This is a genomic window from Paenibacillus dendritiformis (assembly GCF_015845845.1).
GTDB classification, from domain to species: Bacteria; Bacillota; Bacilli; order Paenibacillales; family Paenibacillaceae; genus Paenibacillus_B; species Paenibacillus_B dendritiformis_C.
This window is the reverse complement of sequence record NZ_LDIG01000130.1, coordinates 17,004-38,457: the sequence shown is the minus strand read 5'-3', so window position 1 is coordinate 38,457 and position 21,454 is coordinate 17,004. Positions and strand designations below refer to the sequence as shown.

15 protein-coding genes are annotated in these 21,454 nt (G+C 56.9%); 13 read left to right on the top strand and 2 right to left on the bottom strand.

All coding sequences use genetic code 11. The features are described from left to right. Positions 1-6: 6 nt before the first annotated feature. On the bottom strand, positions 7-1,023 hold the full coding sequence (locus tag ABD76_RS11580; RefSeq protein ID WP_197257017.1) for a M23 family metallopeptidase: 1,017 nt from the start codon (positions 1,021-1,023) through the stop codon (positions 7-9). Positions 1,024-1,298: 275 nt separating this feature from the next. Between ABD76_RS11580 and lonB the strand changes: the two genes are divergently transcribed. Beyond that, the gene (gene lonB / locus ABD76_RS11575) at positions 1,299-3,029 is read left to right on the top strand and encodes an ATP-dependent protease LonB (RefSeq protein WP_197257016.1); all 1,731 of its coding nucleotides are present in this window, start codon (positions 1,299-1,301) and stop codon (positions 3,027-3,029) included. Positions 3,030-3,118: 89 nt separating this feature from the next. Beyond that, on the top strand, positions 3,119-5,452 hold the full coding sequence (gene lon / locus ABD76_RS11570) for an endopeptidase La (protein ID WP_197257015.1): 2,334 nt from the start codon (positions 3,119-3,121) through the stop codon (positions 5,450-5,452). An 84-nt stretch (positions 5,453-5,536) separates the two neighbouring features. Here the strand turns inward: lon and ABD76_RS11565 are convergent, their stop codons facing one another. Beyond that, the gene (locus ABD76_RS11565; protein ID WP_197257014.1) at positions 5,537-5,914 is read right to left on the bottom strand and encodes a hypothetical protein; all 378 of its coding nucleotides are present in this window, start codon (positions 5,912-5,914) and stop codon (positions 5,537-5,539) included. A gap of 303 nt (positions 5,915-6,217) precedes the next feature. On the opposite strand from ABD76_RS11565, the gene yihA reads away from it, so the two are divergent. The 11 genes from yihA (at position 6,218) to hemA (ending at position 21,435) form a co-directional block, all read left to right on the top strand. Further along, entirely contained in the window at positions 6,218-6,841 is a 624-nt protein-coding gene (gene yihA / locus ABD76_RS11560; protein ID WP_197257013.1) for a ribosome biogenesis GTP-binding protein YihA/YsxC, read from the top strand. A gap of 240 nt (positions 6,842-7,081) precedes the next feature. Next, positions 7,082-7,663 (top strand): non-ribosomal peptide synthetase module, encoded by a 582-nt coding sequence (locus tag ABD76_RS11555; protein WP_197257012.1) that lies wholly within the window; start codon positions 7,082-7,084, stop codon positions 7,661-7,663. A 302-nt stretch (positions 7,664-7,965) separates the two neighbouring features. Then, on the top strand, positions 7,966-8,364 hold the full coding sequence (gene speD / locus ABD76_RS11550) for an adenosylmethionine decarboxylase (protein WP_168182098.1): 399 nt from the start codon (positions 7,966-7,968) through the stop codon (positions 8,362-8,364). Between the two features lie 392 nt (positions 8,365-8,756). Further along, positions 8,757-11,087: a DUF4855 domain-containing protein gene (locus ABD76_RS11545; protein ID WP_197257010.1), complete on the top strand. Its 2,331-nt coding sequence runs from the start codon at positions 8,757-8,759 to the stop codon at positions 11,085-11,087. 31 nt (positions 11,088-11,118) lie between these two features. Continuing rightward, positions 11,119-12,720 carry a type 2 periplasmic-binding domain-containing protein gene (locus ABD76_RS11540; protein ID WP_197257008.1) on the top strand — a complete coding sequence of 534 codons (1,602 nt, stop codon included), beginning with the start codon at positions 11,119-11,121 and terminating at the stop codon, positions 12,718-12,720. A 92-nt stretch (positions 12,721-12,812) separates the two neighbouring features. Beyond that, positions 12,813-13,754, top strand: a complete 942-nt coding sequence (locus ABD76_RS11535) for an ABC transporter permease (protein ID WP_197257006.1) — start codon at positions 12,813-12,815, stop codon at positions 13,752-13,754. A gap of 11 nt (positions 13,755-13,765) precedes the next feature. After that, a complete protein-coding gene (locus tag ABD76_RS11530) occupies positions 13,766-14,662 on the top strand; it encodes a carbohydrate ABC transporter permease (RefSeq protein ID WP_197257004.1) in 897 nt (298 codons plus the stop codon). Between the two features lie 10 nt (positions 14,663-14,672). Continuing rightward, positions 14,673-17,819 (top strand): heparinase II/III domain-containing protein, encoded by a 3,147-nt coding sequence (locus tag ABD76_RS11525; protein ID WP_197257002.1) that lies wholly within the window; start codon positions 14,673-14,675, stop codon positions 17,817-17,819. An 8-nt stretch (positions 17,820-17,827) separates the two neighbouring features. Beyond that, on the top strand, positions 17,828-19,189 hold the full coding sequence (locus ABD76_RS11520; RefSeq protein ID WP_242069522.1) for a hypothetical protein: 1,362 nt from the start codon (positions 17,828-17,830) through the stop codon (positions 19,187-19,189). A 133-nt stretch (positions 19,190-19,322) separates the two neighbouring features. Then, positions 19,323-19,862: an S-adenosylmethionine decarboxylase gene (locus tag ABD76_RS11515; protein WP_197257000.1), complete on the top strand. Its 540-nt coding sequence runs from the start codon at positions 19,323-19,325 to the stop codon at positions 19,860-19,862. Positions 19,863-20,049: 187 nt separating this feature from the next. Beyond that, entirely contained in the window at positions 20,050-21,435 is a 1,386-nt protein-coding gene (gene hemA / locus ABD76_RS11510) for a glutamyl-tRNA reductase (protein ID WP_197256998.1), read from the top strand. Positions 21,436-21,454: the final 19 nt, after the last annotated feature.

The following is a 21,454-nucleotide window of genomic DNA, read 5'->3' as shown; positions in this document are numbered from 1 at the left end:
TTTTCCCTACGTATCTCCGGAACCGATGTAGATGGCCGGATCGACCGCCTCTTCGCCTTTGCGGACCTCGAAATGCAAGTGAGCGCCGGTGCTTCGGCCGGTTGAGCCCATCTTGCCGATCACCTGTCCTTTACTCACCTGCTCTCCGGTACGAACGCCGCGCTCGCTGAGATGGAGGTAGCGGGTAGTTAACGATGAACCGTGATCGATAATTAGGTAGTTGCCCTTCATTTTGTCGTAGCTCGAGGCGATGACTTTGCCGTCTGCCGCGGCGTAGACCGGATCCCCCATGTCTCCGCCGATATCAAGCCCGGCATGGAACGCGCTGCTTCCATGGAACGGGTCGGAGCGGCTCCCGAAGCGGGACGTAATATAGGTGTTGTCCGTCGGCCAGAAGGTAGGGGTGGAATCGAGCCGCTGCTTGAATGTTTCCGCTTGCACCAACAAAGCGGGCATCGTCGTCATCCAGCTTCGCCATGTCGCTTCCATCCGGCGTAACTGCCGATGCGTATCTGCCAAGGAATTCGATGGTCCCGTCAGCGGGCGAAGGCGGAAATCGGGGGCCGCATCATCGGATTGCGCCTGAATATATTCTCCGCCGACGGGAAGCCGGCCGGCTTCACCCAGCGAATAGGTCTTGCCGGAGGAAGAGTCGGCCGCGGACGGTACCGCCTCACCCGAGGCGCGCAAGTAGTGCTTCAACTGCCGCTCCCACTCGGCCACTTGATCCATTCGCTCCTTCATCCGATTCGACTCGGTCATAAGCGCGGATAATTGGCGGTGAGCGACCGCAAGCTGCTCCTGCTTCTCAGTTATATCTGATTCCAGCTTCGCCTGCTGCGCGCGCATGGCGTTCAATGACGCCGTCTGGACGATGACAAGAGTTATAGCTGCCGTGATCGATACGAGAGTCGCAATCCCGGCAACCGTGATAAGCAGCGCCGGCATGCTGAACTGAACCGCCGGGCGGTCGGCCCCGCGAATCAGCATCCACGTCCAACGCTGGCTGCGCTTCCTAGACATATTGCCATATCCTCCTGAGATGGATAATCGGAAAAACAAATGGCTCACCTGCAACACTCCTATTGTACATGAGGTGCAGTTAAATGTAACCAGTTTATTGACAAGTTTTGACGATTGTTCACGGTACATGGGGAAATCTGTCTTCCAGGGAGCCTATTCTTTCTCATTCCCTGTTCAGGAGCCACTTATAATGCATCCGGCAAAGGGTAATACTACCAAGTATTGAACTTTACCGGATTTCTTGCGCCATGGGGCCGCTACGGGAGGATGAAACGATGAATTTAAGTATTATATTGATGTTGATTAACGCGTTTTTTGCCGTTGTAATCGGGATATATTTCTGGAATCTGCTGCGGAATCAGAAGGGCAACCGGACTGCTGTCGACCGCGAATCGAAAAAGGAAATGGATAAGCTGAACAAGCTGCGATCCATCTCGCTGACCAAACCGTTGGCGGAGAAGACGAGACCGAGCTCGCTGAACGACATCGTCGGACAGCGCGACGGATTGAAGGCGCTCAAGGCCGCGCTGTGCAGCTCGAATCCGCAGCATGTGATCGTGTACGGCCCGCCCGGCGTCGGCAAGACGGCGGCCGCTCGCGTCGTGCTGGAGGAGGCGAAAAAGAATCCAAGCTCTCCATTTACGAAGGAAGCCAAATTCACCGAGATCGATGCGACGACCGCCCGGTTCGACGAACGGGGGATCGCCGACCCGCTGATCGGTTCCGTTCATGATCCGATCTATCAGGGAGCCGGAGCCATGGGCGTCGCCGGCATTCCCCAGCCCAAGCCGGGCGCCGTCACGAAGGCGCATGGAGGCATCCTGTTCATCGATGAGATCGGCGAGCTGCACCCGATTCAGATGAACAAGCTGCTGAAGGTGCTCGAGGATCGGAAAGTATTCCTGGAGAGCGCCTATTATAATTCGGAGGATTCCAATATACCGACTTATATTCATGACATCTTTCAAAACGGTCTTCCGGCTGATTTCCGCCTTGTCGGCGCGACGACTCGTTCACCGCAGGAGCTGCCTCCCGCGCTGCGTTCGCGGTGCATGGAGGTCTACTTCCGCCCGCTGCTGCCTGCGGAAATTGAATCGATTGCCGAGCATGCGGTGCGCAAGATCGGCTTCCCGCCGTCCGAAGCTGCGGTCAATATGGTGAAGCGCTATGCCACGAACGGCCGGGAAGCGGTCAACATGATCCAACTCGCCGCCGGATTGGCGATGTCGGAGGGACGCTCTTCCATTGAGGGAGCCGATGTGGAATGGGTCGCGAACAGCAGCCAGATTCCGCCGCGTCCGGATCGGAAGGTGCCGTCCGAGCCGCAGATCGGCCTGGTGAACGGGTTGGCCGTCTACGGACCGAGTATGGGCGCCCTGCTGGAGATTGAGGTGAATGCGGTACGAGTCAAAAACGGCACCGGAACCTACACCATCACCGGTGTTGTCGATGAAGAGGAGCTGGGAGGCGGCAGCCGCACCCTGCGCCGCAAAAGCATGGCTAAAGGCTCGGTTGAAAATGTGCTTACGGTGCTCCGCAGCCTTGGCTACGAACCGTCCAATTTCGATCTGCATATCAATTTCCCGGGAGGCTCGCCGGTTGACGGCCCGTCCGCCGGGGTGGCGATGGTTATCGCGATCGCGTCCGCGATCAACCAGTGGCCGGTCGACAACAAGCTGGCGATGACCGGTGAGATCAGCATCCATGGCCGGGTGAAGCCGGTTGGCGGCGTCTTGGCGAAGGTGGAAGCCGCTTTCCAGGCGGGAGCGACGCGCGTGCTGATTCCGAAGGAGAACTGGCTCGAAATATTCGGCGACTTGGAGGGAGGCCTGCAGGTCATTCCGATCGAGCATGTGGACGAAGCGTTCGCTCACACCTTCGGCCATGTGATGGAGGAAGGGGCGCATCCGGCTGCGAAGCCTTATGAACGGGCTGCGGGAGCGGCGGTGCCATTGCTGCATGCAGAAGCATCGGAGAAGGGAACCCATCCCGACTCGAAGGGATGAGGGCAGGAAATTGGAGTTTTGCTTGAACATTTGATAAAATATTGGTTACATGTGCATTTACAACAAGCATAACCATGGGGGTGCGATCGATGGGGCTTAAACCTATAAAAAGTCGGCGCCTGCCTCTTCTGCCGCTGAGAGGATTGCTCGTCTACCCGAGCATGGTGCTTCATCTTGATGTCGGGCGCGACAAATCGGTCAAGGCGCTGGAGCAGGCCATGATGGAGGATCAGATGCTGCTGCTGTGCTCCCAATCCGAGGTGAGCATCGAAGAGCCGTCTCAGGAAGACATCTTTCGCATTGGAACGATTGCTAAGGTGCGCCAAATGCTGCGTCTGCCGAACAGCACCATCCGGGTGCTGGTCGAAGGCGTAGAGCGTGCGGAAATCGCGGAATATGTGCCGAATGACGAATATTACGAGGTCGATGCGACACCGCTGCATGATGAAGATAACGGGACTTCATCCGAGACCGAAGCTTTGATGCGGATGGTATTGACGCAGTTCGAGAACTATGTCCATATGTCAAAGAAAGTGACGCCGGAGACGCTGACGGCCGTGACAGACATTGCGGAGCCTGGGCGTCTGGCGGATGTTATCGCCAGCCATCTCCCGTTGAAGATGAAGGATAAGCAGGAACTGCTTGAGACGGTCTCGGCAGCCGAGCGGCTCAGCAAGCTGCTCCAAATGCTGAACAATGAGAGCGAAGTGCTGGAGCTGGAGAAGAAGATCAACCAGCGCGTCAAGAAGCAGATGGAGAAGACGCAAAAGGAATATTATTTGCGGGAGCAGATGAAGGCGATTCAGAAGGAGCTCGGCGACAAGGAAGGGCGCGCGGGAGAGATTGAGGAGCTGCGTTCGCAGCTCGCTGAGCTGGAAGCCCCCGATAAGGTGAAGGACAAAATCCAGAAGGAAATCGATCGGCTGGAAAAGATGCCTTCCACTTCGGCGGAAGGATCGGTAATTCGCAACTATATTGACTGGTTATTCCTTATTCCATGGTCCAAACGCACGGAAGACGATCTTGATCTCCATAAGGCGGAATCCATCCTGGATGAAGATCATTACGGGCTTGACAAGCCGAAGGAGCGGGTGCTGGAGTATCTGGCCGTGCAGAAGATGGTGAAGCGGATGAAGGGCCCGATCCTGTGTCTGGTCGGCCCTCCGGGTGTCGGGAAGACCTCCCTTGCCCGCTCTATTGCCAAGTCGCTCGGGCGCCAGTTCATTCGCATCTCGCTTGGCGGCGTGCGCGATGAAGCGGAAATCCGCGGCCATCGCCGCACCTATGTGGGCGCGATGCCGGGACGCATCGTGCAGGCGATGAAGAATGCAGGGACGATGAACCCGGTCCTGCTGCTGGACGAGATCGACAAGATGGCGTCCGATTTCCGCGGTGATCCGGCTTCCGCCCTGCTGGAAGTACTGGATCCGGAGCAGAACAACGCGTTCAGCGACCACTTTGTCGAGCTTCCGGTGGATCTGTCCCATGTCATGTTCGTCACGACGGCCAATGCGGTACATAATATTCCCCGTCCGCTCCTGGACCGGATGGAGCTGATCTCGCTCTCGGGATATACGGAACTGGAGAAGCTTGAGATTGCGTCCCGCCACCTCTTGCCGAAGCAGAAGCGGGAGCATGGGTTGGGGGAAGAGCAGCTGCATGTCGAAGAAGATGTCGTGCGCCGGGTTATCCGGGAATATACCCGCGAGGCGGGCGTAAGGCAGCTGGAGCAGCAGTTGGCCGCATTGTGCCGCAAAGCAGCGCGGAAGATCGTATCGGACGGCGTAACGGAAGTGACGATCCAGGTTGATGAGCTGCCCGACTATTTAGGCGTTGCCAGATTCCGTTATGGCCTGGCGGAGCAGCATAATCAGGTGGGGACGGTCACCGGACTCGCTTGGACCGAGGTTGGCGGCGATACCCTCAATGTCGAAGTGAGCGTCGTGCCGGGCACCGGCAAGCTGCTGCTGACCGGGAAGCTCGGAGATGTGATGAAGGAATCGGCCCAGGCCGCGTTCAGCTACATCCGTTCCCGAGCCGCCGAATTTGATCTGGAATCCGACTTCCACGAAAAGATCGACATTCATATCCACGTCCCGGAAGGAGCGATTCCGAAGGATGGCCCGTCGGCAGGGATTACGATGGCGACGGCACTCGTCTCGGCCCTGACGAACCGCTATGTCTCGAAGGACGTCGCGATGACCGGGGAGATTACGCTCCGCGGCCGGGTTCTGCCGATCGGGGGCTTGAAGGAGAAGTCGCTTGCCGCCTTGCGGGCCGGCATCAAGACCGTTATTTATCCGGCGGAAAATATGCGGGACTTGAACGATATACCAGAGAGCGTCCGCCAGGAGATGACATTCATACCAGCAGCGCACATGGATGAAGTGCTGCAGCATGCCTTGCTGGAGCAGCAAGGTTAATTAGGCCCAGGCCGCCAGCGCAGCGGAAGCCTCGAATGAGGCGTGCCAGCAGCAGGCCCTGGAAGCGATGAACGCATATTTATCCTAACTGATGAATAGACGAAAATAGGCACTCGCGCCATCACGTACCGTCCGGGACCAAACCGGGCGGTACTTTTTTGCTAAAGAAGATGCGGCTGCAACAACTGCCGGGGCTCGTCGCGAAGGAAGCCGATTGCCCCCTGTCTGCTCCTTATGGTTAATATCCCCGTCGCGCAGGAAGTGGAAAGCCCTCGTTTGCTCTTTATGGTCAATATCCCCGTCGCGCAGGAAGTGGAAAGCCCTCGTTTGCTCTTTATGGTCAATATCCCCGTCGCGCAGGAAGTGGAAAGCCCTCGCTTGCTCCTTATGGCCAATATCCCCGTCGCACAGGAGACGGAAAGCGTCCGCTTGATCCTTATGACCAATATCCCAACCACTCAAGAAGCGAGGATTCCTTTTATTTAGAGAGTTCCAAAGCCAAAAACTTTGGTTAGCCCTATCGAATGCAAATTGGATTGTATTACGAGATATTAAAAAGTGTTCTCCTGATTGCAAGCTAATCGAGAACGGCTCAAAACTGAAGTCATTTGTCGGGTTGAGGTTTATCCTGAACGTTGGGGAGACTGAACAAAAGGAAGCAGTACCCCTGAGCGCAAGGAAGGCGCTTTGTGCAGAGTCGTTGAAGTAGTGTACAATAGAGGCACGATTAGGACAGATATACACATCGTTAAGGGAGCACGAAATATGAAGATTACGAATGCCGAATTCATTATTAGCGCGGTCGGTCCGGCCCAGTATCCGGACGATGGGCTTCCGGAGATCGGGCTTGCCGGCCGTTCGAATGTGGGGAAGTCGTCCCTCATTAATAAGATGATTATGCGCAAAAATCTGGCTCGCACCAGCTCGCAGCCGGGCAAGACACAACAGCTTAACTATTACCGGATTAATGATAATATGTACTTCGTCGATGTCCCGGGGTACGGCTATGCCAAGGTGTCCAAAGCGCAGCGCGCCGCTTGGGGCAAAATGATCGAGGCCTACTTCCGCGAACGCGACGCGCTGCGGCTCGTGCTGCTCGTCGTCGATCTGCGGCATCCGCCTACCGAGGACGATTGCATGATGCATCAGTGGCTGACGCATTACGAGGTACCTGTCGCCGTCGTCGCCACGAAGGCCGATAAGGTGCCGAAAACCCGCTGGCCCAAGCATCTGAAGCAGGTTCGGACGACGCTTGGCCTGGACGCGAATACGCCGCTCGTTCTGTTCTCGTCCGAGACCGGGCAGGGCCGGGAGGAGCTGTGGGATATTATCGTGGCTCACCAATCTTCCAGGGATGCCGGCCAGGAGGGTTTGCACCCGGATGAATAATTATGCGGTCCCGGTGGATAGGCTATCGCCCATAAAATCGATGATCGCATGAGGGAGAATGCGCTGGAACAGTTATTTAGTGAGGATCACGTGAGAAACATTGGCTCAATTCCGGCTGATTGCGATTTTTTCAAAAATCCACTCGTATTTGGCGGCTTGTAAACAGGAATTTACTTTGGCGTTGTAGTATAATAAGAGTATGATTTTTCATGCAGTAAAATCGAATTAAGGAGAGTTTTTATGGCTCGGCGGTTAGCCACAGAGTATGTGAAAGCCAGTTTGCAGTTGACGGAAGCTCAGTTGACCCGATTTTTACAGTCGCTTGCCCTGCATTCCGTTGGGGTAAAAGTATTGGAGAACGGCAATCAAGAGGTGGTTCTTGAGGACGGCCAGGGTGATGAGATTACCTTCCTGTTCGAGAAGCAAGGCAATCGGTATGTCTGTGTAACGTCTTGCCGCTTGGTTCATCCGAAATTGACGCAAGTGATGCATAAGCTTGTGGCGACATTCCGTGGCGAAGCGGTAGTCAATCGCATCTTTGCCGGATTTACGATGACTTATTATTATGAAGACGGTGCAGTACGCAAGATTGAAGAACGGAAGCAGCAAGAGTCGCGTATCATTTACGAGCATAAGGATACCGTGCGCGACCTGCAAAAGATGTTCCTGAAGAACGGCGCGGAGCTTCGCATCGATTCGGTGCAGAAGCAGGTGAATATGCTGCTGGATGAGCGGAATCAAGCGCATTCCACGGAAGTAATCCAACAGATCGACGCGCAATTAAGCCGTCTCGCACATCAATTGTTCATACTTGAAGCATAGAAGCATACGATCAAGGGATCATCTGCTGAAGACCCTGCACTCCTTACGGGAGGGTAGGGTTCTTTTGTGCTTGCGGGAAGGACAGATGACCGTAGACAGCAGGCTGGCAAGTTCCCGAAAAAAAGGGTTGCATTTATGTGCGGAAGATGTTATTTTTAATCTCGTTGAAAACAATATAGGAACCAGGATTCACTCAGGACATTGCATGTTGCGAGAGATTTTTCCCTCGAGAAGTGAATGACGTAGGTCCTAGCGGATGAAATTTTTACAACATTTTATTCCTAGGAAGGGGGAACCGAAAGATGGAGTACTCAACTTTCGGAAGACACGTTGCTGTTGATACATGGGGAGTCGACTTTGATTTGCTGAACAATGCGGAATATTTGCAGACACAGCTGGTTGAAGCCGCCGAGGCATGTGGAGCAACCGTCTTGTCCGTTCAATCCAAGCAGTTTGAACCACAAGGGGCAACCGTCCTTGTCATGTTGTCTGAAAGTCATCTTTCTATCCACACATATCCTGAACGTGGATTTGCAGCCATCGATTGTTATACTTGCGGCGAGACCGTCGATCCGCAGTTGGCCATTGATTACCTGGTCTCTGTATTGAAACCGGAGCGTACCTATGCCAAGAAGCTGATTCGCGGCTTGGGGGAAATGGAAGTTGTCACACCTGACATGGATGTAAAGCAATTCGTATAAAAAATGGCGTTCAGCCCGTTTGCCTGCGATGATGCAGGGAACGGGTTTTTTATTTTGCTTTGATTTATCGTCCTATTTTTCTCATTGAATTGGAAGACTTATCCGAATACGATGGTAACAAATAAATGATTTATTCATTTATGCGGCTCGGTACATATTGTGTTGCTCGCCTTCCATCCAATGAGCCTGAGCCGTATGGACAGGGAGGGGAAAACAATCGGTTCCGGGACAGTTTTGTAAACGCTTTCATTTGGCGTAAAATTTGTACAAAAGGGGTTGATTTTATTCTGTCGCAGTATAAGCACCAACGAAGGGCATCGCTCGGTCCCTGCTGCCTTATCCTCTGCATGCTCCTGCAATGGCTGCCCGTGCCTGATGCGCATGCGGCAACCGTGGATTCCGAACCCGGGAAGAAGATGGTGAATCTGGCTCTGGACAAGCCTGTCACGGTATCCGAGCCCAATGCCATCTTCGATACGATTCAGGGGATCGGCAAATACGGGAAAGAAACCCCGCTCGCTCAGGCGGGGATGCTGACCGACAGCCGCTACGGTGACACCGGGGATTGGCAAAACACAGAAGACTGGTTCGTATTTTACCGCAAGCTGAAACGCGAGGTCGTCGTCGATCTGGAGGAGATCTCCACCATTGAGCGCATTGCAACCGGCTTCGGCCAGCGGAACGATGTCGGCATCGCGCCGCCGCTCTATGTCCGTGTCTATGCATCGCAGGATGGGTCCGTTTACCGTTATCTGGGCAAGACTGGACCGGATGAGCCGCTTTACTTCGCCGATGCGCGCACGGCGACGGATATGCATCGGAAGGCGTACGTGCTCGATACGCTGGCTGACGGAACGAAGCTGGCGATACAAGCCCGCTTCATCAAGCTGGAATTTGCTATCAACTTTTTCGGCTGGATGGATGAGATCGAGATATGGGGTCAGCCGGGATCTTCGGGGCCGATCCAGCCGCTGCCTCTGGTCAGCGATGATTGGGAGCCCGGTCATTATCCTTCACCTGGGAGCCGGGAAGCCGCGGGTGTGACGGATCAGTTCCTCTGGTATTCCGGACCGATGAAGCCGGGCAGCGAGAGGTTCACCGATTGGACGCCGGAGAAGGCGGAAGCGTTCCTGGCGTACAAAGATATTTACGGGAGAGTGAAGGACTGGTTTTTCACCGACATTTTGGCGCTGCCGGCCACGGCGATGGTGACGCCATCCGGCGTCGATGCGAGCGGCAACGCCAGATTCGTCACGAGGGACGATCTGGAGGCGTACCTCGATTTTATTTTTGCCCCCGGCTCTCAACTCGCCGCTATCGACGAGGCTGCTGGCAGCATCAACGAAAAGTTGAAAACGAAGCAGCCGGTGCGGGTGACCATGGCCATACCGCAAATTGAGGAGAGTTCGAACTTCGGCGACGTTAACGGAACCGGAGAGCCGTTCAGCTTGCGGGCGGCCGATTTTGCCGGCATGGTGTATGACCCGCAGTCCTATGAAGGCCGCAAGCAAATGAATGAACTGGCATTCCGCAACAAGACCGCCGCCGTCCGATGGTACATCGACGAGGTGGAGCGGCGATTCCGGGAGAGGGAATTCGTCCATCTGAAGCTCGACGGCTTCTACTGGTACCATGAGCGGATAGGGGAGACGACGGGCGAGGCGGAGCTCATCCGGGAGACGGCCAAGCTGCTCCATGACCGGAACCGCTGGTTCACATGGATTCCGTATATCGGTCCGGGCTCGGCATACCAGTGGCGCGACTTGGGCTTCGATGCCGCTTCGATTCAGCCGGGGTTCGCCTTCGGCGTCTCGAGGAAGGCCATCTTTCCGCATGTAGCTGCGCTGGCCCGCAAGACCGGCGCATCCGTTGAAGTCGAGTATGACGATTACCGGACGCTGGCTCAATATTTGAACTACGGCGTCTTTGAACGTTATATGACGGAAGCGCCGAACGCCTATTATTTGGGCGCGATGCCGATCGTGGACGGGGCTTACGCCCTGATGCCCCTGGATGAACGGACACCGGATGCGATGTCCTCCATCCGCCGCAGCGTCTATGACCGCCTGTACGAGTATGTGAAGGACCGGTATGAGCCGCGATTCACCGTAACGCTGGAGACGAATGCTTCCCAGCCTGCGGACATCCGGGTCAAGGCGTCCGTGCCGCTGGCGGACGGATTCACCGAAGGAGTGATCTTCATCCGCTACAACCCGGAGACCGCGAAGTTCGATAGAATCACGACTCCGGAGGGAAGTGATCCCGGGATGAATGTCCAGGCGGAGGACGATGGCGCCGGGCAGGTTACGGTCCGGTTCCATACCGATGCGGACCATGCCCTGGAAGCGGATCTGCTGGCGAAGCGGAGCCCGATGACAGGGGCTCCCGAGCTGGCGACGCTTCACTTCGCCGCGAACGGGACGGATGCCGAAGCGCGGGATTTCGTCCTCCAGCCCGACGGCACAATGACGAATCGGGATGGCATCGTGTACCGCAACTGGGGGGCCAGCGATATCGTGCCGGGCTCGGCCGAGCATCAGCTGGTTCAGGCGGGAGAAGCGGTGAAGCGATTCGAGAGCACGCATGCGAAGGCGGATTGGAAGGAGGCGAAGAGCCGGCTGAACCAGCTTCCGATGAGCCCGGCAAGGGAACGGCTGGAGGCCCGGCTCGACGCGGCCAAGCGCCAGGCGGGCTTCACGGCGCACGAAGCCGATGAGGAATAAACAAAGAAAACCAAAACGAGGGGGATTCGCAATGCGATTGCGTTGGAGACAGAGTCTGATGCTGCTTCTCATCCTGTCGGTAACGTGGAGTCTTGCCGCCTGCGGCAGCTCCAAGACGGGGGGAGAGGCGAAGAGCGGCGAAGGTGCGAAGCAGGAGGGAGCCGGCCAGCAGCCGCTAACGATCGAATGGCTGACTTACCAGTACGGTCCGGTTGACGAGGATGCCCCGAACAAAAAGTTCCTGGAAGACAAATTCAACGTCAAGTTCAATATCTGGTATCTGGATGTGACGAAGCGGGAGGAGCTGCTTGGGGCCAAGCTCGCCGGCGGCCAGGTCCCGGACTTCATGACGGTGTATTCGGGGGCCGACCTGCAGAAGTTCTACAAGAGCGGCGTCACGACCAGCTTCACCCAGGAAGAGCTGGAGCAGTATATGCCGAATTATAAAAAGCTGGTCGATTCCATCGATCCGGGCATTTGGAGCTATGCCAAATTCAATGGCGAGTATATCGGGATTCCAAGCATCAACGGCGACGGGGAATTCAGTCTCGCTACCGCGTGGCGGAAGGATTGGCTGGACAAGGTAGGCATCGCGAAGATTCCGGAGACGCTGGACGAGTTCGAGGAGGCGATATACAAATTCCGCAATGACGACCCTGACGGCAACGGGAAAAAGGACACGTATGGCATGTCGCGTTCGGCGATGACGAGCGTGTACGGGGCATACGGCGTCTATCCGGAGTTCTGGGCCGTACGCGACGGGAAAATCGTCTGGGGAGGCATTCTTCCGGAGACGAAGCAGGCGCTGGAGCGGCTGGCGAAGTGGAAGAAGGACGACGTCATCAGCCCGGAATGGGTGCTGGAGACGGGGGAAAACACCGGCGGCTACTGGGCGCTGTCCAATGATTTCATCAACGGCAAAATCGGCGTCTCCAACCATGGCAGCAACTATCACTGGACGCCTCCGATCCCCGAGATCAAATCCGAAGGCGGCGTGAACTGGGTGGAGCTGAAGAAGGTGAACCCGCAGGCCGAGATCGGCTTCGGCAAGCCCCCGGCCGGTCCCGAGGGCAAATTCGGCAACATTACGCCGGGCTTCGTCGGAGGGACTTATATGGCTTTCGGTAAAAGGGCGGGCGACGATCCGGAGCTGAAGCATACCATCATGCGCATTTGGGACGAGGTCTACGGCAACTTCGACGTATGGCAGCGGATGAAGTATGGAGAGCTGGGCGTTCATTCGGAGAAGGCGGACGACGGCATCACGATCGTATGGAAGGAAGAATATGCAGGGAAGAACGAGATGCAGGCCAAAATCGGCGCCAATATTACGTTTGCGCCGTTTGACCAGCCGGAGTTCCGAGCCCGGGTGAACAATCCGAAGTTGAAGGAAGTCAATGCGAAGCTGTACAAATTCGAGGGCGCAGGCTATGAGAACGCCGTCAAGACAGCTCTTCCTTCCGAGAGCCAGTATATGAACAACCTGATTCAACTGCAAAAAGAAACATTCGCCTCGATCATTAACGGAGAAAAGCCGATCGACGAGTTCGATGCCTTTGTCGAAGCCTGGAAGCAGAACGGGGGCGACAAGCTTACCGAAGAAGCGAACCAGTGGTATGACAGCCTAAAATAAGCGACAAGAAGATGAGGATTGGCGGTCGTCTCCTGTTCGGGGAGCGCCGCCTTTCTTCCATCCCGCATCATGGGATAGAAAGGGTGGACGCTATGAGACAACCGGGTTCCGGCACAGCAGACAGCCGCTTCCGCACCCAGTGGAAAGCATACTGCCGGCATCGGTATTTGCTGCTGATGCTGCTCCCCTGCGTACTGTATTTTCTCGTTTTTAAATATTTTCCGATGTACGGCATGGTGCTGGCCTTCAAAAACTATCAGTTCCTGGACGGCATTCTCGGCAGTCCGTGGAACGGGCTGGACAATTTCCGGGTGCTGTTCGAAGGGCGCGATTTCCCGCGGGCCCTCCGCAACACGCTCCTTATCAGCGTATATAAGCTCGTCTTCAACTTCCCGGCGCCGATTATTTTGGCGCTGCTGCTGAATGAGCTGCGTGTCGTCTTCTTCAAACGTTTTGTGCAGACGCTGAGTTATTTGCCGCATTTTCTGTCCTGGGTCATTTTGGCCGGCATTTTTATGGAAGTATTCTCGCCGACGCGCGGGGTCGTCAACTACATTATCAATCTGTTCGGGGGCGAGTCGATCTTTTTCTTTGGCGACAAGGAATGGTTCCGTACGCTGCTGGTCAGCACGGAAGTATGGAAGAGCGTCGGCTGGGGATCCATCATTTATCTGGCCGCCTTGTCCTCGATCGATCCGACGCTGTATGAGGCCGCGATCGTCGACGGCGCGAGCCGCTGGCGGCAGATGGTCCACATAACCGTTCCCGCCTTGGCGCCGGTCATTACCATCATGTTCATTTTCGCGGTAGGCGGCATTATCAACGATGACTTCGATCAGGTGTTCAATTTCTACAATGCGAACGTGTACGAGGTAGGCGATGTGCTGAGCACGTATACATACCGGATCGGCATCAGCCAGATGGAATATGGCCTCTCGACGGCCGCCGGGCTGTTCACTAACGTGATCGCGCTCGTGCTCATCTTGGTCACGAATCGTGTCGTCAAGCGCTTCAGCGATTATGGAATTTGGTAGGAGGGACATCCATGTCATTAACGATCGGCAAAAAATCAATCGGCGAGAAAGTGTTCGACACCGTCAATGTGGCGTTTCTCATTCTGTTTTCGATCACGGCGGTATATCCGTTTCTTAATGTGATGTCGATATCGTTCAGCACATCATCCGCAGCCAATGCCTACGGCTTGAAGCTGTGGCCGCAGGAGGTGTCGCTGGACGGATACCGGGCCGTCTTTGCGAACAAGCTCATCTGGACCGGCTATTATAATACGATTTTCCGTACGGTCCTCGGCACGTTTTTGAACGTGATTTTCTCGGTGATGTGCGCGTATCCGCTCTCCAAAAAATATTTGCCTCACCGCAATCTGTTTACGGCCTTCATCGTATTCACGATGTTTTTCAGCGGCGGCCTGATTCCGAATTATTTGCTGATTAAGGAACTGGGGCTTCTCGACAGCCGCTGGTCGCTGATTCTGCCCGGACTGATTGCCGCATTTACGATGATTATCGTGCGCAACTACTTCATGTCTCTTCCGGAAGAGGTAGAAGAATCGGCGCGCATCGACGGCGCCAACGACATGCGCATTCTGTTCTCGATCGTGCTGCCGATGTCCATGCCGATTATCGCGACTATTTCGCTCTGGTATGCGGTCGCCCATTGGAATGCCTGGTTCGATTCGCTGCTCTATATTTCCGACCCGAACAAGGCGGTGCTCGGCAATGTGCTGCGCAAAATCGTCATCGAAGGCTCGTCCCAATTCCAGCAATTCGACCAGGGCTTCAATCAGAACGGGCAGACCGCCGTCACGCCGGACATTATTAAGGCCGCGACAATCATGGTTGCGACCGTTCCGATCATTTGCGTATATCCCTTTGTCCAAAAATATTTCGTAAAAGGCGTAATCGTCGGTTCATTGAAAGGATAGGTGATGGAGTATGAACAAGGAGCAGACACGACCGGGCCGATCCCGCCGCCGGCGCGAACCGCAAGGCTTCTATATCGGGACCGAGCAAGTAAAGATCGCGATGGAGCAGATCAGCCGCTTCGCCTGGGCAGAGCGGATGGTAGAGGAGATGAAGCGGGAATGCGATGATTTTTTGGAGCTGGAGGACGCCTTCGTCTACGACGTGGTCCTCAGCATGCGAGGGCAGACCTTCGCCTACGGCATTACGGGCTGTCCGTCATGCGGCTCCGCCTATCCTGCGCGTCCGGAAGAGCTGAAGCCATGGCTGTCGGGGTGGGAAGCGTTTCCGGCCAAAAAGGTGACCTGCCCGGCCTGCCGGGTCACGGTACCGAACGAGCGTTATCCGGACGGCGGCAGCGGCTTCGAGCAGGAAGGCAAGGCCTGCTATCCGATCGGCATGTGGAATTTCGCCATTGCCGGGGAATGGCTGGGCGGCGTGCGCAATCATGAGGGCCTGGTCACGAAGCTGACTTATCTGTATATGCTGACCGGCGAGGAACGGTATGCGCGCAGGGCGATTGTGCTGCTCGACGCGTTCAGCGCCATCTGGGAGGGCACAATCGGGCCCCGCGATTTCACGCCGTTCGGAAGCTCTTGCGAGATCGGCAGGCTGCATCTGCTGACAAGCATCGTCTTCCGCATCAAAGTGTTCCTCGCGCATGACTATGATTGGCTGTCCCGTCTGCCGGAGATGGACGAGCCTTCGCTCGGATGCCGGCTTGCCGGTACCGGGGAGGGGATGTCGGTGCGGGACAATATCGAGCGCATGCTGGATGAATACTTGCTGGATGAGCCCGGCGGTCCGGTCTATGATCTGCGCGGAGGCCGGCTGACGCTGCTCAACAATCATGAGGCGGACGGCGTGCGGGCCATGCTGGCGGTCGGTCTCGCCCTGGATGTTCCGTCGTATGGCGAATGGGGCATTCAGGCGGTGAAGGGATTTTTCTACAATGCGATCGGACGCGACGGCATGTATTTCGAAGGCTCTTTCGGCTATTTCCTGTTCACGATCGGGGTGCTGCTGGATATGGCCCTGCTCGCGCAGCGGACGGCTGAGGCGAAGGGAATGGGCGAATCATTCCAGCCGTTCAACAGCCGGCGCTTCTTCCGTTTCGCGGTCCAGAATCCGCTCGCGATGTGCTGTCAGGGGCATCTTCCCAGCTACGGAGATTGGGGCCGAGATGAGACGGCAAGCACGGAAATTCGGCCCGAGGTGCTGTCTGCGGCCTACCGAGCCGCCCTTCACTTCGCCTATTTCGCGACGGATGCGGATATCCGGGCGGAGGCCCGCGCCATGCTGGCCGCCTGGCGCTCGCAGGCGGAACCGCTGCTCGGCTCGTCGGGCCTGGAGCTGTTCCTGCCCCATGAGGTCGGAGACGAGCCGGGAGGCCCGGCAGCCGCTCCGAAGTCCGGAGGGGTGACGGTGGCCGGCCAGGGCGGGTATATTGTGCTGCGCGACAAGCATGACATGACGCTGCTGACACGTTATGGCCCGAACTTGACGCATGCCCACGACGATGTGCTGAGCTATCAATGGTATGCCGACGGCAGAGAGATTACGGCCGATTTGGGCTACGGCATTTATGGGACGAACAGCCATTTCGGCTGGGCCTCCAAGGCGATCGCTCACCCGACGGTCGTTCTCCGCCAGGATGAACAGATCGACCGCGGCCAGATCTATAAGCCGTTCGCCGGAGGCGAGGCGGCGTTTATTTACGAGCGGGACGGCTGGGCGGCGGCCGAATGCGCCGCGCCCGAGCTCTATGAGGCGGAGCGGTACCAGCGGCTGCTGGCTGCAGTCCCGCTCAGCCGGGGGCGCTCCTATGTGCTCGATATCTTCGATGTCGTGGCGGCGGGGGACAAAGATTTGGCGCTTCATGCCTTCCACGAAGCGAGCCGCTTGGAGATAGCCGGCTGGGAGGAGACAGAGACCGCCGCCTGGACGCTGGCTGGGGCGCTGAATCGGGAGCGGTCCGGCGGCGACCTCTATTATGACCGCCCGGGGCTAAGCTTCGGAGAGCGTCTGACGACAGGGGAGACCTTCAACTCGCTGCAGCCGGGGGAAGAGGAGAGGCTGTGGACGGCCGCGCCCAACAATGGCTACGGCTATATTTACGGTATCCGGAAGCTGCGGCCGGACGAGAGCAGGGATCGAGCCGAAAACCCGGTCGTCCACGCCTGCTGGAAGACGGCGGACGCCGAGGCGCATTGGCATATCATGCTGGACGGGGAGGAAACGCTCTATACGGGCACAGGCCCGAATCTGGACGGAAGCGCGGTCCATCCGTTTTTCATCATTCACAGCGGGAAAGAAGCGAAGCGGTTCATCTCGGTCTCTTATGCGGGGAACGATGTCGCGCTCGTCTCCGTGCAGAAGGCGGCGGTGTCCGGTCTCCGAGGCGGCACGGCGTCCGTGCTGACGCTGGTCTGGTCGGACGGCACCCAAGACCTGTGGCTGTACAGCCCGGACAGCGATGTGTATGAGTGGCAAGCGGAGGATGGCATGGCTGCCGTGGCCGGCCGGTGCGGATGCTTCCGTCTGCGGAGCCCGGAGCAGGAACAATCGCGGCTGCATCCGATTCGGGCGGAAGAACTTCGGTTCACCCCGGCTCCCGGCAGAGCTCCCGGACGGGCCGAACCATGCACCGCGTACGGGTATGGCGAGGAGGAATATGAGGCCGCGCGAATCGATGGGCCGAAGGGGCAGTTGATCGTCCGCGGCTTGAGGCTGGCTGCCGGACGGGAGCCGCGGTTCATCGCTCTCCGGGGAGCTCGGCGAGCGGCGGCCATGGTGTATCCGGCAAGGCTGGAGGAAAGCGGGCCGGATGAGCACATCGTTCATCTGCTGGACGATATGATCGTGTCGACGGGCATCGTCGCCGAAGCGGAGGGAGACCGGATCGCGACCAAGATACCGCTCCCCTTCGCCGCGCCCGGAACGGGCAGGAGCGCATTTTGCGGCATGAGAGTCGTCGGCGCTTGCGGCGGACAGGCGGTTATACGGGATGTTCCCGATCTGACGACGCTCCGCATCGAGCCGATCCATCCTTTCCAAGCCGGTGAAGCCTTTGACATCGTAGATCTGGATGATGTGATGTTCATCCGCTTGATGGGATGAGGTCGATCATGAACATACAGGAAAGGACGTGGATGGCCTTGACCAAGCTGCTGCATCAATTGCCTACCGAGATTCGAATCGGCGTCATCGGACCGCTGGAACTGCTCCCTCTTATTTTGCAGACGCTCAAAGCGTTTCCTTCCTTTATTCCTGAGGTCAGGGTCTACCGGCATGAATCGGAAGCGGTTGAACATACGCGGGAGCTGATGAACAACGTGGAGGTGCTGCTGTTCTCCGGGCCCGAGCCGTACCGGCTGGCTCGGCAGCGGCTCACCCTGCCCGTGCCTGCGCTCTATGTGCCGAAGAGCGGGACCGGGTTGTACCGGGCCTTGTTCCATCTGGATCATAAATGCGACATGCAGGCCTGCACGGTTGATTCGCTCTCGAAGCTGGCCGTGGAACGGGTGTTCACCGAGCTGGGCATGCGCGGGATCGATATGTATTATTGTGAAGGCGACCCGCTGCTCGCGCGGGATGACGTTCTGCAATTTCATGTGCAGCACTACGAACAGGGGAAGAGCAGCGCGGCGCTGACAGGGAGCCGGGAAGTGTCGGAGATGCTCAGCATTTACGGCGTTCCGAACGAATGGGTTATGCCCACCGAGCATGACATCACGGTCAGCCTCGAGCGGGCGCTGCTCTCGACGGAAACCCGGCGCAGCAAGGAAGCGCAGTTCGTCATTGGACTCATTCATATGGAAGGTCCGGCCATCGAAGCCTCGCGGCAGGGCGCTGGCCGGACGAAGGAGGGAATACACCGGACGGTTCTGGGCTTCGTCGAATCGCTGAACGGGCATGCCGCTCAAATCAATGCCGGTGAATATTTGTTCGTGACAACACGAGGAGCCTTCGAGGCGGTGACCGGAGGCTATAAATCGATTCAGCTCGCGAAGGAAATCGGAGCGGCGTACGGCGTGACGATGAGCATCGGCGCGGGCTTCGGAACGAGCGCGAGCGATGCGGGCGTGCATGCCGAGCTTGCGCTGCGCCACGCCATGGACGCCGGCGGCAATATTTGTTTCATCGTGCGCGAAGACAGGAGCATTATCGGGCCGCTGGAGATGGCCGAAGCGAACGAGTGCGATATGTCGCTGATCGATTTCAAACTGGTGAAGGAAGCGGAAGCCGCCGGCTTGTCCCCGATGCATCTGAGCAAGCTCGTCGCTCAGGTCGCCCGTACGGGAAGGACGGAATACAGCGCCTTCGAGCTGGCCATCATTTTGAACATTACGGTGCGGAGCACGCATCGTCTGCTCTCCCTCTGGCTGGATGCCGGCCTGATCGAGATTGCCCGCGAGGTCAAGGCTCCGTCCAAGGGGCGGCCGAAGCAGATATACCGCTTTCCGTTCCTGGAAGAGCTGGTGCGCTGACATTCGGCGGGCCGGGCCGTGTTCGCTTCCGTCATCGAATCCAACAAATAACCATGGATGTCCCTATCCATGGTTATTTGTCCTTCTGCGTTCCCATACGATTATAGTAAACCACTATGGATAGGAGAATTCGATGAGACCACGCCAATTTCGGACCGGCCCCGTCATGGCCGTATTACTGTTTTTGCTTGTGCTGTGGCCTGCCATGCAGCTGTACGGAATGTTGAAGTCTTCCCACACTTCATCCGATCCGCTATCGATGCTGTATGAGGTTGCCCAGTTCCAGATTAGCTTGTGGCAGGGAACGATGCAGGAAGCGAAGCGGTATGAGTCAACCGCTCCGCTGAACAAAGTGAAGCTCGTCGCCTATTCGGCCGGCTACACGCATGAGCGGCTCGTCCGGGCGGTAGGAGAAGATCGTCTCGCTCCGCTTCCCGGTCTGAGCCGGTTCGTTGAATTCATCACGGTCCTGCAGATTAGCGGTGATCGGCAATTGACCGATCTGGAGCGGGAGGTGCTCGAGCAGGCCGCGGCCATCGCGCCTCAGCTGTCGGACAGCTATGCCGGGCTGTTCTCTTCGTCGGGCAAAATTATCGGCTCGAAGAACGAAGCGGTGCAAGCGGCCGATCAGCGCCTTTCCGAGACGCTGGAGCGTTACTTTCATCCCGAATAGCAATCAATCATTTGCGTGACAACCTTCGCAAGTAATGATAGTATAAGGTTCGCACGGCAAGTACAGACTAATTTTGACATGCATTTCATAATATCTTCAAATTACGTTCCGACGGGCATGTTCAACTATGTTATAATGATTATCAATTGATAATGTTCAAAATTTATCAAAAGCAGGTGAATGAGCAATGCACATCGTGGTCGTCGGCATGAATTATCGTACGGCGCCTGTGGAGATACGGGAGAAGTTCGCGCTGCAGGAGAAGGATTGGCAAGAGGCTATCCGGCAACTGCGGAATACGAAGAGCGTCATGGAATGCGTGATTGTGTCGACATGCAACCGCACGGAAATGTACGTTGTCGTCGATCGTCTGCATATGTGCGGTTATTTCATCCGCAGCTTCATGGAGCAATGGTTCGGAATTCCAAGGCAGGAATTCACGCCTTACTTATATATATATGAAGATGATCGGGCGGTGGAGCATTTGTTCCGGGTCACCTCGGGTCTCGATTCGATGGTTATCGGCGAGACGCAGATCCTGGGACAGATTCGTTCGGCCTTTTTGTTCGCGCAGCAGGAAGGAACGACCGGCACCTGGTTCAATACGCTGTTCAAGCAGGCGATTACGATGGCCAAGCGCGCCCATGCCGAGACGAACATCAATGACAATGCGGTCTCGGTCAGCTACGCCGCGGTCGAACTGGGCAAGCGCATCTTCGGCTCTTTCCAGGGCAAGAAGGTGCTGATTCTCGGAGCGGGCAAGATGAGCGAGCTGACGGTCAAGCATCTGTACTCGAACGGCGCGGCCGAGGTCATGGTCTTGAACCGCACGTTCTCGCGCGCCCGGGAACTGGCCGAGCAGTTCCACGGCCGGGCCGGGACGCTGGAGGATGCCGGGCAATTTCTGCGCGAAGCGGATATTGTGATCAGCTCGACCGGAGCCCGGCAGTACATCATGACGGCGCAGGATGTCGAGCGCGTGATGAAGCAGCGCAAATCGCGTCCGCTTTTCCTGATTGACATCGCCGTGCCGCGGGATCTCGATCCCGAGATCGGCAGCGTATCGAATGTGTTCCTGTACGACATCGACGATCTCGAAGGCATCGTAGAGAGCAATCTGGAGCAGCGCCGCAAGGAAGCCGCCAAGATTGAAGCGATGATCGCGAAAGAGCTCGATGAATACCGCCAATGGCTGAAGATGCTTGGCGTTACGCCGGTCATCCGCGCTCTGCAGACGAAGGCGGAGCGTATCCATCAGGATACGCTGGAGAGCCTGTTCAACAAGCTTCCGGATATGTCCGAGCGGGAGGTGAAGCTGATTCGCCGCCTCACGAAGAGCATGCTGAACCAGATGATGCATGATCCGATCCTGCAGATCAAGGAGCTTGCTGCGGAGAAGAACGGGGAAGAGGCGCTTCAACTGTTTACCCAACTGTTCGCTCTGGAAGAGACGATGGCTGCTTCCGAGCCGGACAAAGGAACGAAGCGGGAAGCCGCTGCGGTCTCCTCCCGGCGCGATGAAGAGCCGGAACGGACCAAGCCGGTTCTGTCATGGGCCGCGGTTACTTGGTAGACGGCGTTCAGGAGGCGGC

Excerpts from the sequence above, each read along its gene's own strand:
- ABD76_RS11580 (WP_197257017.1), bottom strand. The coding sequence starts at position 1,023 with ATGTCTAGGAAGCGCAGCCAGCGTTGGACGTGGATGCTGATTCGCGGG.
- lonB (WP_197257016.1), top strand. The coding sequence starts at position 1,299 with ATGAATTTAAGTATTATATTGATGTTGATTAACGCGTTTTTTGCCGTT.
- lon (WP_197257015.1), top strand. The coding sequence starts at position 3,119 with ATGGGGCTTAAACCTATAAAAAGTCGGCGCCTGCCTCTTCTGCCGCTG.
- yihA (WP_197257013.1), top strand. The coding sequence starts at position 6,218 with ATGAAGATTACGAATGCCGAATTCATTATTAGCGCGGTCGGTCCGGCC.
- ABD76_RS11555 (WP_197257012.1), top strand. The coding sequence starts at position 7,082 with ATGGCTCGGCGGTTAGCCACAGAGTATGTGAAAGCCAGTTTGCAGTTG.
- speD (WP_168182098.1), top strand. The coding sequence starts at position 7,966 with ATGGAGTACTCAACTTTCGGAAGACACGTTGCTGTTGATACATGGGGA.
- ABD76_RS11540 (WP_197257008.1), top strand. The coding sequence starts at position 11,119 with ATGCGATTGCGTTGGAGACAGAGTCTGATGCTGCTTCTCATCCTGTCG.
- ABD76_RS11535 (WP_197257006.1), top strand. The coding sequence starts at position 12,813 with ATGAGACAACCGGGTTCCGGCACAGCAGACAGCCGCTTCCGCACCCAG.
- ABD76_RS11530 (WP_197257004.1), top strand. The coding sequence starts at position 13,766 with ATGTCATTAACGATCGGCAAAAAATCAATCGGCGAGAAAGTGTTCGAC.
- ABD76_RS11525 (WP_197257002.1), top strand. The coding sequence starts at position 14,673 with ATGAACAAGGAGCAGACACGACCGGGCCGATCCCGCCGCCGGCGCGAA.
- ABD76_RS11520 (WP_242069522.1), top strand. The coding sequence starts at position 17,828 with ATGAACATACAGGAAAGGACGTGGATGGCCTTGACCAAGCTGCTGCAT.
- ABD76_RS11515 (WP_197257000.1), top strand. The coding sequence starts at position 19,323 with ATGAGACCACGCCAATTTCGGACCGGCCCCGTCATGGCCGTATTACTG.
- hemA (WP_197256998.1), top strand. The coding sequence starts at position 20,050 with ATGCACATCGTGGTCGTCGGCATGAATTATCGTACGGCGCCTGTGGAG.